This window comes from Gordonia jinghuaiqii, from assembly GCF_014041935.1.
Classification (GTDB): Bacteria; Actinomycetota; Actinomycetes; order Mycobacteriales; family Mycobacteriaceae; genus Gordonia; species Gordonia jinghuaiqii.
On record NZ_CP059491.1, the window covers coordinates 4,064,430 to 4,079,647 of the forward strand.

The 15,218-nt window shown below is 68.0% G+C and carries 14 protein-coding genes; 6 read left to right on the top strand and 8 right to left on the bottom strand.

Going from position 1 to position 15,218, the window contains the following annotated elements; all coding sequences use genetic code 11:
• Positions 1-56 precede the first annotated feature (56 nt).
• The 5 genes from H1R19_RS18075 to H1R19_RS18095 form a co-directional block, all read right to left on the bottom strand.
• The gene (locus H1R19_RS18075; RefSeq protein ID WP_219849728.1) at positions 57-695 is read right to left on the bottom strand and encodes a TetR family transcriptional regulator; all 639 of its coding nucleotides are present in this window, start codon (positions 693-695) and stop codon (positions 57-59) included.
• Between the two features lie 7 nt (positions 696-702).
• A complete protein-coding gene (locus tag H1R19_RS18080; protein ID WP_188328770.1) occupies positions 703-1,875 on the bottom strand; it encodes an acyl-CoA dehydrogenase family protein in 1,173 nt (390 codons plus the stop codon).
• A gap of 46 nt (positions 1,876-1,921) precedes the next feature.
• Positions 1,922-3,082, bottom strand: coding sequence for an acyl-CoA dehydrogenase family protein (locus H1R19_RS18085; protein ID WP_188328771.1), 1,161 nt, complete (start codon positions 3,080-3,082; stop codon positions 1,922-1,924).
• Positions 3,083-3,136: 54 nt separating this feature from the next.
• Positions 3,137-3,946: a TIGR03084 family metal-binding protein gene (locus H1R19_RS18090; protein ID WP_188328772.1), complete on the bottom strand. Its 810-nt coding sequence runs from the start codon at positions 3,944-3,946 to the stop codon at positions 3,137-3,139.
• Between the two features lie 90 nt (positions 3,947-4,036).
• Positions 4,037-4,948 (bottom strand): PaaI family thioesterase, encoded by a 912-nt coding sequence (locus tag H1R19_RS18095; RefSeq protein WP_219849729.1) that lies wholly within the window; start codon positions 4,946-4,948, stop codon positions 4,037-4,039.
• A gap of 105 nt (positions 4,949-5,053) precedes the next feature.
• Here H1R19_RS18095 and H1R19_RS18100 point away from each other — a divergent pair, with 105 nt between their 5' ends.
• From H1R19_RS18100 to H1R19_RS18125, 6 genes are all read left to right on the top strand, one after another.
• On the top strand, positions 5,054-5,515 hold the full coding sequence (locus H1R19_RS18100) for a hypothetical protein (RefSeq protein ID WP_219849730.1): 462 nt from the start codon (positions 5,054-5,056) through the stop codon (positions 5,513-5,515).
• Positions 5,516-5,616: 101 nt separating this feature from the next.
• The gene (gene fadD1, locus H1R19_RS18105; RefSeq protein WP_188328775.1) at positions 5,617-7,206 is read left to right on the top strand and encodes a fatty-acid--CoA ligase FadD1; all 1,590 of its coding nucleotides are present in this window, start codon (positions 5,617-5,619) and stop codon (positions 7,204-7,206) included.
• Positions 7,207-7,214: 8 nt separating this feature from the next.
• On the top strand, positions 7,215-8,297 hold the full coding sequence (locus tag H1R19_RS18110) for a TIGR03857 family LLM class F420-dependent oxidoreductase (RefSeq protein ID WP_219849731.1): 1,083 nt from the start codon (positions 7,215-7,217) through the stop codon (positions 8,295-8,297).
• Complete coding sequence (locus H1R19_RS18115; protein WP_219849732.1) at positions 8,294-9,361, top strand: phosphotransferase; 1,068 nt, start codon at positions 8,294-8,296, stop codon at positions 9,359-9,361. The genes H1R19_RS18110 and H1R19_RS18115 overlap by 4 nt, the downstream gene beginning before the upstream one ends.
• Entirely contained in the window at positions 9,358-10,404 is a 1,047-nt protein-coding gene (locus H1R19_RS18120) for an NAD-dependent epimerase/dehydratase family protein (protein WP_219849733.1), read from the top strand. Before H1R19_RS18115 ends, H1R19_RS18120 begins: the two co-directional genes overlap by 4 nt.
• 258 nt (positions 10,405-10,662) lie before the next feature.
• Positions 10,663-12,432 carry an HNH endonuclease signature motif containing protein gene (locus H1R19_RS18125; RefSeq protein WP_244970745.1) on the top strand — a complete coding sequence of 590 codons (1,770 nt, stop codon included), beginning with the start codon at positions 10,663-10,665 and terminating at the stop codon, positions 12,430-12,432.
• Between the two features lie 46 nt (positions 12,433-12,478).
• On the opposite strand, the gene H1R19_RS18130 is transcribed toward H1R19_RS18125, so the two are convergent.
• Genes H1R19_RS18130 through H1R19_RS18140 form a run of 3 tightly spaced genes read right to left on the bottom strand, consistent with a single transcriptional unit; the run spans position 12,479 to position 15,189 of the window.
• A complete protein-coding gene (locus H1R19_RS18130; RefSeq protein ID WP_219849734.1) occupies positions 12,479-13,372 on the bottom strand; it encodes an SDR family NAD(P)-dependent oxidoreductase in 894 nt (297 codons plus the stop codon).
• Positions 13,369-14,637: a hypothetical protein gene (locus H1R19_RS18135; protein ID WP_188328779.1), complete on the bottom strand. Its 1,269-nt coding sequence runs from the start codon at positions 14,635-14,637 to the stop codon at positions 13,369-13,371. Before H1R19_RS18135 ends, H1R19_RS18130 begins: the two co-directional genes overlap by 4 nt.
• A 6-nt stretch (positions 14,638-14,643) precedes the next feature.
• Complete coding sequence (locus tag H1R19_RS18140; protein WP_188328780.1) at positions 14,644-15,189, bottom strand: Cif family virulence factor; 546 nt, start codon at positions 15,187-15,189, stop codon at positions 14,644-14,646.
• Positions 15,190-15,218: the final 29 nt, after the last annotated feature.

The following is a 15,218-nucleotide window of genomic DNA, read 5'->3' on the forward strand; positions in this document are numbered from 1 at the left end:
CGCGGCGGCCGTCGCGAACCGGCCGTCGAGAGCCCGGTCGTCGAGGGCCCGGTCGACTACGCCCCGGCGCCCAGCGCGGCGGCGAGCTGTTCGGTCCACGTCGCAACGACCTGCGCCCGGCGGGCCGAGTCATCGGACAACGTGTCGGCCAGCCCGAGCCCGCGCGCGAGATCGAGCGTCGCCTGGACGAGCCGATGGCCGTTCTCGTCCTGCGGTGACACCCCCATCGCCGCCATGATCCGCTGATGGGCGGCACGCGCGAACTTCGCCTCCAGCGGGAGGATGAGTCGCCGCAGAGCAGGGTCGGAAGCCGCTGCGGCCCACACCTGCAGCGCGGCCTTGAACTCGGTTCCGGTGTAGATCGTCACCGCACGATCGACGGCCGCGACGATCCGGTCGACGGTCACACCCTCGGACGGGTCCGCCGGCACCCCGGCGTCATCGCCCGCCGCCGCCGTCATGTCCTCGAAGACCTGCTCGAGCGCGGCGGTGATGAGCGCTTCGCGCGTCGGGAAGTGATGTTGCGCCGCGCCGCGGGACACCCCGGCACGCTCGGCGACGGCGGCCACCGTGGCGGCGGCCCAACCGTCGGCCGCCAGCGCGTCGACCGTCGAGGCCAACAGACGCTGACGGGTCAACCGTGAGCGTTCCTGTTGCGGCGAACGGACATTCGCCGACGACGTGGGCGGGCTCACGACTGCCTCAGTACGACTTCGGCAGGCCGAGGCTGGTCTGCGCGACGAAGTTCAGGATCATCTCCCGGCTCACCGGTGCGATGCGGGCGATGCGGGCGAGGCTCAGCATCGGCGCCAGGCCGTACTCGGTGGTCAATCCGTTGCCGCCCAACGAATGCACGGCCTGATCGACGACCTTCACACACGCCTCGGCGGCGGCGTACTTGGCCATGTTCGCCGGTTCGGCCGCACCCCAGTCGTCACCGGCGTCGTAGAGCGTTGCGGCCTTCTGCATCATGAGCTTGGCCATCTCCAGCTCGACCTTGCCCTGCGCCAGCGGGTGCGCGATCGCCTGATGCGCACCGATCGGCGTCTTCCACACGGTCCGCTCCTTGACATACGAGACGGCCTTGTCCAGGGCGAACCGGCCCATCCCCACCGCCGACGCCGCAGCCATGATGCGCTCCGGGTTGAGACCGGCGAAGAGCTGACTGAGGGCGGCGTCCTCGGACCCGACGAGCGCGTCGGCGGGCAGGCGGACGTCGTCGAGGAACAGCTGGAACTGCTTCTCCGGGTTCTGCAGTTCCATCTCGATCATGGTGTAGGAGAAGTTCTCCGCATCGGTCGGCACGATGAACAGCGCGGGCTTGAGTTTGCCGGTCTTGGCGTCCTCGGTGCGCGCGACGATCAGCACCGCCTGTGCCTGGTCGACTCCGGAGATGTAGACCTTCTGGCCGCTGAGGAGCCAGTCCGAACCGTCACGACGCGCAGTGGTGGTGATCTGATGCGAGTTCGACCCGGCGTCGGGTTCGGTGATCCCGAACGCCATCGTGATCGAACCGTCGGCGAGGCCGGGCAGCCAGCGTTGCTTCTGACCGTCGGTCCCGAAGCGCGCGATCACGTTGCCGCAGATGGCCGGTGAGACCACCAGCATGAGCAGACCCGTACCGGAGGCGGCGATCTCCTCCATCACGATCGCGAGCTCGTACATGCCCGCACCGCCGCCGCCGTACTCCTCCGGAAGGTTGACCCCGATGAAGCCGAGTTTGCCTGCCTCGGACCACAGTTCGTCGGTCTTGCGGCCCGTGCGGGCGCACTCCCGGAAGTACTCCTGCCCGTACTTGGCGGCCAGACCGCGTACGGCAGCCCGCAATTCGGCACGTTCCGGCGTCTCGACGAACGGATTGGTTTCGACGGTCATTGCGGTGCTCCTGTGGTCGGTGGGTGTCGGTGCGCAGACGGGTGGCTCAGGCCTGGTAGCCGAGCCGCTTGGCGGCCAGTCCGGTGAGGATCTCGGTGGTCCCGCCACCGATGCCGATGATGCGCATGTCGCGGTACTGCCGCTCGACCTCGGTGCCGGTCATGTAGCCGAGTCCGCCGTGCAACTGAACAGCCTTGTTGGCCACCCATTCCCCGGCCTCGACGGCGGTGTTCTTGGCGAAACACACCTCGGCGATCAGGTCGTCGGTGGAGGTGACCTTCCGCTCGACGAGCGCGCGGGTGTAGGTCCGCGCGATGTCGATACGACGCGCCATCTCGGTGAGCGTGTCCTGCACCGACTGGCGCGCGATGATCGGCTTGCCGAAGGTCTCGCGGTCACGGGCCCACTGCAGGGTCACGTCGAGGCATCGCTGCGCGCTGGCATAGGCCTGCACGGCGAGACCGGAGCGCTCGGTGACGAAAGCCATGGCGATCTGGGCGAATCCGGAGTTCTCCGGTCCGACGAGATTGGACACAGGCACCCGGGCGTCCACGAAGGACAACTCGGCGGTGTCCGAGCAGCGCCAGCCCATCTTGTCGAGCTTGCGGGTCACGGTGAAGCCGGGGGTGTCCTTCTCGACGACGAGGAGCGAGACCCCGCCGGCACCGGGACCCCCGGTGCGTACGGCCACGACCACGAAGTCGGCCCGGACACCGGAGGTGATGTAGGTCTTGGCGCCGTTGACCACGAAGTGGTCGCCGTCGCGAACCGCCTTGGTGGTGAGGTGCCCGACGTCGCTGCCTCCGCCGGGCTCGGTGATGGCGAGGCTGCCGATCTTCTCCCCGGCCAGCGTCGGCCGGACCCACCGGTCGATCTGGTCGCGATCGCCGGCCGCGATGAGATGCGGCAGCGCGATGCCGTGGGTGAACAGCGAGGCGAAGATCCCGCCCGCGGCACCGGCGTAGTGCAGTTCTTCACCGAGGATCGTGCCGTCGATCAGGTCGCCGCCGGATCCGCCCACCTCCTCGGGGACGCCCAGCCCGAACAGACCGAGCTTGGCCGCCTCGACGTGCAGTTCACGCGGGATGAACCCTTCGCGTTCCCACTCATCTTGGAAGGGAAGAATGTGCTTGTCGACGAATCTGCGCACGGTCGAACGCAATTCGAGTCGTTCCGGTGTCTCCCAGATCGGGCTGGCAATGGGCACCCGTATCTCCTGTCTGTGGTGTGAGGATGTCGAAAACACTAGGGGCAGCGCGGCTCAGGACTGTCCGAGCGGGGCGCGGCCCTGCCCCGGGGGGCCGGCGAAACACTGTGCGATGCCGGACCATTCGACGGCGTCGGCACCGATGATCTCGAGGTTCAGGTCGGCCGGTGCCCGGCGCTGGGTGACGAGGCAGCAGAAATCCAGTGCCGGGCCCCGCACCATGTTCGCCGCGTCGGACGGGCCCCACGTCCACAGCTCGCCCGACGGCGCGGTCAGCTCGTAACCGAACGGCTCGGCCGGCGGGGTCTTGCCGTTGACCAGGTAGGCGAAGTCGCGGGTGCGCACGCCGATGTGCGCGACGCTGCGGATCCTGTCGGTGGGCAGGACGGTCACGCCGAGTGCGTCGGCGATGTCGAGCCCGTGCGCCCAGGTCTCCATGAGCCGCGCGGTGGCCATGGAGGCCGCCGACATCGGGGGGCCGAACCACGGGACCTTCACCCCGTGGGGCACCTCGCGCAGAGCGGCGGCGAGGCGGTCGCGTGCGACGCGCCAACCGGCGAGGAGCTCCTCGGACGGCGCACCGGCTCCCGCAGAGGCAGCCTCGTCGACGTAGTTCTCCGGATTGTCGCCCACGGCCGCGGTGAGCAGCTCGGCGAACTTGTCGGGGTCGGTGACGGCGAGGGTCGCGACCTCGTCGGTCCACCGCAGGTGTGCGATCTGATGGGCGATCGTCCAGCCGGCGGCCGGGGTCGGTGTGGCCCACCCGGCATCGTCGAGGTCGGCCACGAGGGCGTCGAGCTGCGCGGACTCGGCCTCGAGATCGGCGACGACGCCGAGCACGGCGGAGTGTCGGTCGGATGACATGAGATCACCCTCACACAGCGACCGAAACAAATCAAGCGCGCTTGATTGTTTTCCCGGCCGATGCCGCCCGGGCCCTCCGGGCGGTGCGGCTCAGGCGTAGTGGACGTCGACGGTGGCGCGACTCAGGAGCACGTCGTCGTAGGACCTCATCGTGGCCTCGAAAGACGAGATGCGTCGCCCGGCCTTGATCGGCGTCACCTCGACGATGACCTCGCTGCCGTCGACCGCAGGCGAGCGGTAGAAGCCGATCGCCATGTCCCCCAGCGAGTACGTCTGCCCGGGTGCGGCGTGGAGCTGCCCGGCGAACGAGGCCGCCTGCCCGACGATCGTCGCGATCACCCCGCCGTGCATCGTGCCGAACATGTTGCCCATCCAGGGATCGGTCGCGCTGCGGAACCGGATGCCGGTGTCGCGGTCGGCGGCGCCGTCGAGCACCTCCACCCGGCCGTTGAGCATCTGGGTGAGCGGGCCGGGTTCGCGCATCTTGGTCGCGATCTCCTCGACCACCGCACGCCCGGTCATCGATGACGGGATCGACTCCGGCAGCGCCACGTCCCGACAGTCGACGCACTCCGGCACGGCCGTCCCGATCTCCGAGGTCGGGGACGTACCCGTGGGCGCCCGCCCGACCCGCACATTGCGGGCGGTCCCCACACAGGACAGTCGGCCGCCACCCGTACGGATCTCCACCGAGGTGGTCCCCCAGGCGTCGTCGTGCATCACCACTTCGGCACGACCCGAGATCAGGTCACCCACCTCCGCGCGGCCGAGAGTCGACATCGACAGCCGGGCCTGCAGTGTGGCGGCTGCGGGATCATCGTGGACGCGGTGGAACGGGATGCCGCCGAGATGGTCGAACAGCACGGCGAGCGCGGGGAGCTCGATCAACCCACGGTGATCGAGGAACCGGGCACACAGCTTCTGCGATGCTTGCACCCTCGCGTCCGACAGCGAGATGTCACCGACATGGAATGCGGACAGCGGATCGTGCGGCTCGCTCATGAACTCTCTTGTATCAGCGATCCAGCGGAGAACTCGCATTGAGGAGTCCAACATCACTCCCGTACGCTGGGGCGCGCAACGTGTCCAGAGTGACGGGAGATACACATGGGACGCAAGACTGTGGCAACCATCGGAGCGATCGCGGCAGTGGGCGCACTGAGCACCGGGGCCGCGACCGCGTACGCGGCACCGGCCGAACGCGCGCTGAGCGTGGAGCAGATCCCGAACGCGGGCATCACCGTCGGTTCCAACGGGGTCACCGGAGGATTCGCCGCGATGGTCCTGGCCACCGCCACCGAGCCCGGCGTCACCCGGTTCACACTGAACACCGACCCCACCCAGGCGTGCTCGACCAACCTCAGCGACGCCAAGGTCGGCATCACGTGGCAGAACAAGACGACCGGACTGTCCGGCGATGAGGTGTTCGCCGCCTGCACCGACGGTCGCGCGTCCGACGGCGTCGCGGTCGCGACCGGCACGGGGCCGATCGAGTTCACCACGACGATCCTCGGCCAGGGCGACAAGACGTTCACCGTCGTGCCCGGAAACGGCACTTTCACCCGCTAGCCTGCCCTGCCGGGGGCGTCGCGACGCCCCCGGCAGGCACGCAGTAGACAATTTTTCAGATCTGTACACACGCCGGGTGAACACGTTCTAGATTTGGCCGCATGGCCGAGACAGTCACCCAGCTCCTGCAGGCACGCGCCGACGACGACAACCTCGCGATCACCTACGAGGGACGCCAGTGGACGTGGCGGGAATACATTCGCGACGCCGAGAAGACAGCGGCAGCGATCCTCGCCATCGCCGACAGTTCACGTCCGATGCACGTCGGCACCCTCCTCGGCAACACCCCGGACATGCTCATCGCGCTGGCCGCAGGCGCTCTCGGCGGATATGTCACCGCCGGCATCAACAACACCCGTCGCGGCGAGGGCCTGGCCGCCGACATCATCCGTGCCGATTGCCAGATCCTCATCACCGACGCCGAGCACCACCCACTGCTCGACGGACTGGACCTCCCCGGCGTCACCATCCTCGACACCTCGTCGCCCCGATGGACCGAGATGGTCTCGGCCGCAGGCGACTTGGCGCCGCACTCGGTGCCCACCGCGATGGACACCTTCATGCTGATCTTCACCTCGGGCACCAGCGGCAACCCCAAGCCGGTTCAGTTCGCGCACATGATGATCCCGTTCGCCGGTCCGGTCCTCGCCGACAAGTACGACATCGGCCCCGGCGACGTCTGCTATCTGTCGATGCCGCTCTTCCACAGCGCCGCGCTCATGGGCGGGTACTGCGTGGCCCTGTGCGGTGGCGCCGCGATCGCACCCGCCAAGTTCTCGGCGTCGACCTTCCTCGACGACATCCGCCGCTACAACGCGACCTACATGAACTACGTGGGCAAACCTCTCGCCTACATCCTCGCCACCGAGGAGAAGCCCGACGACGCCGACAACCCACTGCGCGTCGCCTTCGGCAACGAGGCCACCGACCGTGACATCGATGATTTCGCAGCACGTTTCGGCTGCACGGTATGGGACGGGTTCGGTTCCACCGAGCTCGCCATCATCATCACCCGTGAGCCCGGGACCCCCCATGGCTCGATCGGCAAGGGCTTCCCCAATGTCGCGGTGTACAACGCCTCGACGCTGACCGAGTGTCCGCGCGCCGAATTCGACGAGACCGGCGCACTCGTCAACGCCGACGAGGCGATCGGCGAGCTGGTCAACGTCGACGGCGGTGGCATGTTCATGGGTTACTACAACGATGCCGACGCCACCAGCGAGCGACTCCGCGACGGCAAGTACTGGTCGGGGGATCTGGCCTACAAGGACGCCGACGACTGGATCTACCTCGCCGGCCGCACCGGCGACTGGATGCGGGTCGATGGCGAGAACCTGGCCGCCGGACCGATAGAACGCATCCTCCTGCGCATCCCCGAGGTCAATCGTGTTGCCGTGTACGCGGTTCCCGACGAACACGTCGGCGATGCGGTGATGGTCGCGATGGTGCTGCAGGACGGTGTCGAACTGACTCCGGAGTCGTTCGCCGACCAGCTCGCCGCGCAGGCCGACCTCTCACCCAAGGCGTGGCCGGCCTTCGTGCGCATCGCCGACGACCTGCCGACCACCGCGACCAACAAGATCCTCAAGCGCACACTCAAGTCCGAGGGTGTCACCGCGGGATCGGGAACGCTGTGGGTTCGCGAACCCCGATCGCGTATCTACCGTGAGGCCGTCGGCGCGAACGCCTGACGACCGTCATGGAGCAGCTCACCGAGCTCGGCTATTACGCGCTGTCGCGTCACCCCGTCACCCCACGCGAACTGGCCGGCGAGGCCCGCCACGCCGAGGACATCGGCCTGGGAACCGCTTTCGTCTCCGAACGCTTCAACGTCAAGGACGCCGCCGCGCTGTGCGGCGCCCTGGCCGGCGCGACGGAGACGCTCGGGATTGCGACGGCCGCAACCAATCACAACACCCGGCATCCGATCGTCACCGCGACCATGGGCGCCACGCTCAGCGAGTTGTCCGGCGGGCGGTTCGCGCTGGGGCTCGGACGCGGGATCACCCCGCAATGGCAGATCCTCGGGCTGCCGATCGTCACCGGCGCCGCGCTGGCCGACATGACCGGACTCCTGCGCCGGCTCTGGGCGGGCGAGATGGTGGTCGGGCACGACGGTCCGGCCGGCTCCTATCCGTTGCTGACTCTCGGCGTCGACCTGGAAGCGCCGCCGCCGATCCTGCTGGTCACGATGAGCCCCAAGACCCTCGAGCTCGCGGGTGCGATCGCCGACGGCGTCGTCCTGCACACGTACTTCAGCGACAACGCGACCCGCCGCGCCGTCGCCTGTGTCCGGGAGTCCGCCGAACGCGCGGGCCGCGACCCGGCGTCGATCCGGATCTGGTCGGTCGTGGCGACGGTCGGCGACCATCTCGACGAGACCGACCGGCTACGACGGCTCCATGGGCGACTGGCAACCTACCTACAGGGCTATCCGGATCAGCTCATGGGCGCCAACGGATGGGATCCGGTCGACCTCGAACGTGTCCGCGCCACCGCCGCGTTCGCCGGTGCCCGGGGTCCCATCGATGCCACCGCCACGGCCGAGGAGCTCGTCGAGCTCGCCGACGCCATCCCCGCCTCATGGGTGTCGGACTGCGCCGCCGGTTCACCGTCGGACTGCGCCGAGACCGTCGCCGAACAGTTCGATCTCGACGTCGACTCGGTGATCCTGCACGGCGCCACCCCCACCGAGCTCGCCCCCGTGGTGGAGGCCTATCGCGACATACGACCCGACCGCGCGGGCGGGTTGCCGGTGAATCCCGGAAGGATGCGCTCATGACCGCGATTCCGTCGGGAGGGACGATCGGGATACCCACCAGCGCCGAACAACTCACGCCGGCATGGCTGTCGGCGTTCCTGGCCGAGAACGGTCACGACGCGACCGTCGAGTCGGTCGTCGCGCAGGCGGTGGGCACCGGTCAGATGGCGGGGTCGTACCGACTGACGCTCGAGTATGCAGAACCGACGGACCTGCCCCCGACGCTGGTCGCCAAGCTCGCGACCGGTGCGCCGGAGCAGCGGGAGTTCGGATCGGGGGTGTTCCGCAACGAGGTCCGGTTCTATCGGGAACTCGCCGACGGTTTCACGGTGCCCATCCCACGCTGTTACGCGGCCACGATATCGGCGGCGAGCACCGAGTTCGTCCTGCTGCTCGAGGACATGGGGGCCGCCGTCCAGGGCGACCAGATCGCCGGGTGCTCACCGGCACAGGCGGAATCGGTTGCCGTGGCCGCCGCGGGGTTGCATGCCCCGCGGTGGAACGACCAGACGCTGCTCGACGCCATGCCGCTCCCGGGTGATGCCGAACGCGAGATGCTGGAGTCCATCCTCGAGCCGATGGCCGCCGTCTACCGCGAGCGCTTCTCCCCCGACGCCCGGAGTTCCGCGGCCATCGACTGGCTGGTCCGCGAGGGCGGCGCCTGGCTCGTGGCGCCGCTGCAGAACACCGGACTGATCCACGGCGACCTCCGGGTCGACAACATCCTGTTCGGCCCGTCGGGAGAGGTGACGGTGATCGACTGGCAGACCATCACCACGGGCAATCCCTTGCGCGACATATCGTTTCTGCTCAGCACGAGCCTCACGACGGAGGACCGTCGCAGGCACGAGCGGGGCATCGTGGCGTCGTATCACCGCGCACTGGTCACCGAAGGTGTCGCCGACTACACACTCGACCAGTGTTGGGACGACTACGTCGGCAACCTGATCCAGGCCCCGATGATCATCGTGTTCGGTTCGGCCGCAGCACAACCCACTGAACGGGGCAATGCCATGTTCGACGCCATGCTGTCCCGCAGCGCGGCGGCGATCGATGATCTCGCGCCCGGAGGTCTCACGCCGTGACATGCCTGGTGATCGGCGGCAACGGATTTCTCGGCTCGCGGCTGGTCCGCCACCTCGTCGACACCGGCGAACCCGTCCGGGTCCTCACCCGGGCCACGAGTGATCTGCGCACCCTGTCGGGCCTCGACGTCGAGCACGTCACCGGCGAGCTGTTCGACGCCGACGCCGTGCGTTCGGCGATGGACGATTGCGATGTGGTCTTCCACTGCGCCGTCGACACGCGGGCGTGGCTGCGCGATCCGGCACCGCTGTATCGCACCAATGTCGACGCCTTGCGCGCGGTGCTGGATGTCGCCGCCACGCAGCCGTTGCGGAAGTTCGTGTTCACGAGCACGGTTGCCACCATCGGACGCGTCCACGGACGCCCCGCCACCGAGGACGATGCCTTCAACTGGTCCGGGCACGCTCCGGAGTACGTGAAGTCGCGGGTCGCGGCCGAGGACCTGCTACTCGGTTACGCCCGGGACGGCGCCGTGCCCGGGGTCGCCATGTGTGTCGCCAACACCTACGGTCCGGGAGATTGGCAACCGACGCCGCACGGATCGTTCGTCGCGGGCGCCGCGCTCGGAAAGTTGCCCTTCACCATTCGCGGCTGCCGTGCCGAGTCGGTCGGGGTCGACGACGCCGCCCGCGCCCTGGCGCTCGCCGCCGATCGTGGCGAGGTGGGCGAACGCTACATCGTGGCCGAGCGTTCGATCGACATCGAGGAGATCGTGGCCGTCGCCGCGCGCACCGCGGGCCGGGAACCTCCCCGACTCGTACTGACCAAACCCGCGCTCTATGCCTGCGGCGCACTCGGTTCCGCACGGGCTACGGTCACCCGAAAGCCGGTGCGGCTCACCGTTCCATCGGTCCGGCTCATGCATTTCATGTCCGAGATGGACCACAGCAAGGCCGAACGCGACCTCGGCTGGCAGCCGGGGCCGGTCACCGATGCCATCGCCGAGGGCGCGCAGTTCTGGATCGAACGCAGGGCCGCGCGACCACACAGTCGGACGCCCGCCGATGCCCCCTCTGCTGAGCCGCCCCCGCCAGCCGAATAGTACCGAGGCTCCAGCCGGCCCACAGCCGGCCGCGATCCTTCTGCCGGCCGAGTAGGGACGAGGCGCCAGCCGAGGACCGCGATCGAGGCCCCTGGTGACCGGCACACCCGATCTGTATGACGTGGCGAGCAAACATGTTGCTGCACAAACCTACTCGCACTGTGGATGGCCGAGCAGATTTGTCGGTGGTCGGGTCTACCTTGGTGGTTATCGGATGACCGGTCAACCAGACCGGGCCACAGCACTTTCGGAGTCACCGTGACGGCATGGACCGATCTACCGGGCGAGTTCATCGCCGGGGTCGATCGTGCCCGGTCGGCCCAGTTCGACACCACATCCCACATGGCTGCCCTGGGTGCGATCCGGGCCGGGGAATCCTATCTCGCCTGGTGCCGTTACGACACGATCCTCGTCCTGTGTGACCGTCTGTTCACCCCCGCCGCAAACAGCTACATCACAGATGGTTTCGCCGACGTGGTGGCCCGTGTCGGCCGGGAAGCCGCGATCACCCGCTACCAGGCAGAGCTACTCGTCAACGAAGCACTGTGCCTGCGCGACCGGCTACCGCAGGTGTTGGCCACGCTGCGTGAGGGCATCACCTCCCGCAAACAGGTGCAGGACATCATCGCCCGCACCAACCTTGTCTGCGATGGCGACCGGCTGGACCCCGACGATCCCGACAGCCGGCCGATCATCGAGGTCCTCGACGAATCGATCGCCGGCCTGCTCCGTAACCGGGCCGGGTCGTGGTCGACGGCCGGTCTGCGGGATATGGTCGACCGCCTGGTGCTCGGCTGCGATGTCGACGCGGTACGCGAACGCCGCCGCGAAGCACTGGACAAACGTGGCGTGTGGACTCGCACCCTGGCCGACGGCACCGGTGAGATCACCGGGGTGATGGCCGCGGAGAACATCCGCATCGCCGCCACAGCCGTGCACGCGTTGGCCGATTCAGCATGTGCCGACGACCGACGCACCCGTAGTCAACGTAGCTCCGATGCCATGTTCGCCCTGCTGACCGGCAGCGGATTCAACTGCCTGTGCGGCCAGGATGACTGCACCGCCACCATCCCCGACCCCGCCACCGCCTCGGTGGGTACCGAGGTTGTCATCCACGTCGTCACCGACACCGGCACGCTGGCCGGGGCCTCCGGACCGGGCTGGGTGGATGGTCACGGCGTCATCTGCGACGAGCACGTCCGTGACCTCGCCGCCCGCAAGGACGCGGTCATCAGATCGGTCACCCCGGTGCGGACACCGCCGACAAGCATCGTCGCCGCCGACCGCACGACCGACACCGACGACGCCGACGACACCTCGAGAACAGAGCATCTCGCCGGGCCGCAGCCGAAGTCGTATGCACCGGAACCGGAACCGGCACCGGCACCGGACACGGCTCGGGATGGTGTTGTGGTGGTGTATCCGGGTTCTCAGCCCGGCGATCCGTACCGGCCGACCGCGTCGTGTGTCGATTTTGTGCGTGTGCGGGACGGCTACTGCACCGAACCAGGTTGCACGCGGTCAGCATTCAGTGCTGATGTCGATCATGTCGTCGAATACGATCGTGTCTTTCCCCGCCAGGGCGGGAAGACCTCGAGTGAGAACCTCAACGCCAAATGCCGGGCCGGGCACCTGCTCAAAACTCATGGCGACTGGGTGGATGTGCAGTACCGCGACACCGACGGCCGCCTGGTCACCGAATACGTCACCCCGGAAGGGTTCACCATCCCCGGCGAGGCCGAAACCCTCGAAGATCTGTTCCCCAACCTGCGACGAATCCGCTTCGAACAGGCGTCCCAAGCCCCACCCACACCACGCGTGATCGGGCCGGACCGCACACCCCGTCCCACCACCGACCGCACCGCCGCCAAACACGCACGGCGGAGAGCCGAGCGTGCCCGCAACAAGGAACGGCGCGACAAGGAACGGCGCGACAAACAGCACCACGACGCCGCGCAGCGCGACACCGAGCAGAAAGCCCACGCCGACTCGCTCGCGCGGGAGCTCACAGACGACCCACCGTTCTGACGTTGTCGAGGTCAGGTCACCAGGGCTTCCCGTACCTGACCGGGCGTCACGCCAGGATGTCGGCCAGTTCTGCGAGACTGTAGGGCGAGGTGTCCTTGTGGTCGCGGTAGGCGACGAAGCTCGCCTGCTGCGATTCGAACCGTCCGATGAAACCGCCTGCGGCGCTGAAGATGTTGCCGGTGATGTGTTCGGCTGCGTCGCCGGCGAGGAATACGTACAGCGGCGCCACGTACTCCGGTGGCGCCGGGTCGAGCGCCGCGTCGCGGGTGAGGTCGTCGAGGATTCCCCGGCGGTGCAGACCTTCGATGTGGGCGATGTAGTCCTCGCCGGTCGACAACCGCGATTTCGCGCCGGGCATCACCACATTCACCCGGACACCGTCGTCGCGGAGATCTGCGGCGGCGGCCAGTGCCAGCGCGTTGACGCCGCCCTTGGCCGCGGGATAGCCGCTGCCCCCGAACATGCCGAGTGATGCTGCCGAACCGGTCAGCACGATCGACCCGGCACGCTGTTCGGCGAAGATCCGCCCGGACGCCTGCACCAGATGGAACGCACTCATCAGGTGTGCGTCGACCTGCGCGCGGAAGTCCTCGGGCGCGATGGTCAGGACAGTCGATCCCGGGGGCTCGGCGATTCCCGCGCAGTTGATGGCGATGTCCAGGGCACCGAACTCTTCGAGCGCGACGTCGACCATCGTCTGGGCGACACCGTCGTCGCCGGCCGACCCGCACACCCCGACCGCGTAACCGCCACCGCCACGGATCTCGGTCACGGTGTCGTCGACGGCAGCCTTGTCGCGGCCGTTCACCACCACCGAGACCCCCTGTCCCGACAGGGCGTAGGCCACCGCGAGGCCGATGCCGCGCGTCGAACCGGCGACCACGGCCACCCGGCCGCCGAGGCCGGCGCCGCCGGGTGACCAGCCCCGCCCTGTCGTCACGCCGAACTGCTCACCGGCGTGATCGGGATCGAGCGTCCGCGGTCGACGAACTCGAAGCTCGCACCGCCGCTGAAGCGGGCGATGGCGACCTCGCCGGACTCCCGCCGCGCAGTCTCCGAAGTCGCGATCCGAACCTCCAGCGCACCGTCGACCTCGGTGGCGCCCTCGACGGACAGGTGGGGGTTCACCGCCGTCGCGGCCGCCTGGAGCGGTTCGAGGTGATCGGCGTCGATGATCGACATCCAGCCACCGTCGGCCATCGCGTCGGAATCCCGCGGTATGCGGACGACGACGCTGTCGCCGTCGGCCGCCGCGGTCACCCCGGTGTAGCGCTGCGGGCCGAAACAGGGATGCACCGCCAGCACATCGGCGAGACCGGCCGCGTCGGCGGTCAGGTCCAGCGCGGCCCGGAGACGATCGGCGGCCAGGCCGGCGATGCCGATGAGCTGTTTGCGGAAGATCTCGACGACCTGTTCGTCGGTCTCGGCGTACCTCCGCAAGCTGAGGAGGAATCCCAGCGACAGCAACTGATGTTGCAGCGCAACCTCTTCGGAGATCCGCACCAGCGCCGACGACGACCATTCGACGAACTGCAGGTCCTCCACGAGCGGCCCGCGGTAATCGACCCATCCATCGGTCGCCGAGGGATCGATGGCCGAGAGCTCGATCTGTCCCGCCCGCGTGGCGAACATCTTCTCGGCGTCCGGTGGCAGTGGCAGTTCGTCGCGGTCCGGTTCGATGGTGACCGTCCACTCGCAGTGCGGTTTCCGGTCGGCAGGCCGACGCGGCGGACGATGCACCGGCCGGATCCTGGCGCGGCGGTTGGTCGCGATGGCAGTGGCGTCGAAGGTGGGGTCCTCGATGTCGTGACACATGGTGGTGACGTAGTCGTCGCCGAGGGGCTCGACGTCGAGCAGCGCGCCGCAATGGTCGAGAACGAACGAGCCGTGGTACTTGTCGTCGACCCGGTACCGGAAGTCCATGAACTGTGGGGGCGCACCGATGTCGAGTTGCAGGCACTTGAACATGTCCTCGACGCCGTCGCCGTCGATGCCGAGCGCGGTCCGGACCCGGTGTGTGTACACCGGACTCGCGGCCATCCACTCTTCGATGGCGATCGTGCCCATCACATCACGCCCGAAGGCACTGATGAGATGCGCCATGCCGCTGCGGTCGATCATCTGCCCGGACAGCAGAAGTTCGGGCACCAGCACGGCGAGCTGGTCCTGACTCAGACCTTCATAGGTCGGGGCTGTGGAAGTCATGTCAGATCACCAGAAGGGTACGGGCGCCTTGCCGAAGTCGTACCACCCCGGCAGGTTTCCCGGCGCCGACTTCTCGACCCGCTTGAGCATCCCCTCGCTCATCGCGTTCTTCTGCATCATCTCGATGAACAGCGCGGACACGTTGCCGTAGTCGAAGAAGTCTCGCTGCCAGGAGAACTGGAAGTTCCCGCCGTACTTGAACCAGCTGCCCTGGATGCCCTCGAGTGCGTAGTGGGAGCCGTCCTCACGGGTGCCCTCGTAGACCTGCTTCCACAAGCCGATCATGTCGCCGGTCCGGTCGTCGATCACCCAGTTCTGGTACGGGTACTCCCAACCCTCGAGACCCTCCATCTCCTGCCCGAGTGCGAGGTCGCGGATCTCGTCGCGGCCGACGGCCATGAAGTCCTTCTTGGGACCGTAGTTCCATCCGTAGGTGGCGTCCTCGGTGTAGAACTGCGCCAGCGGCTTCCAGTCGCCGGCCTTCTCCGCCTCGATGTTGGCGTCGAGCCAGCGCTGCTTCATCTCTTCCAGTTCGGCACGATCAAAAGCCATGTCTGTCACCTTCACTCGTCGTTGATGTG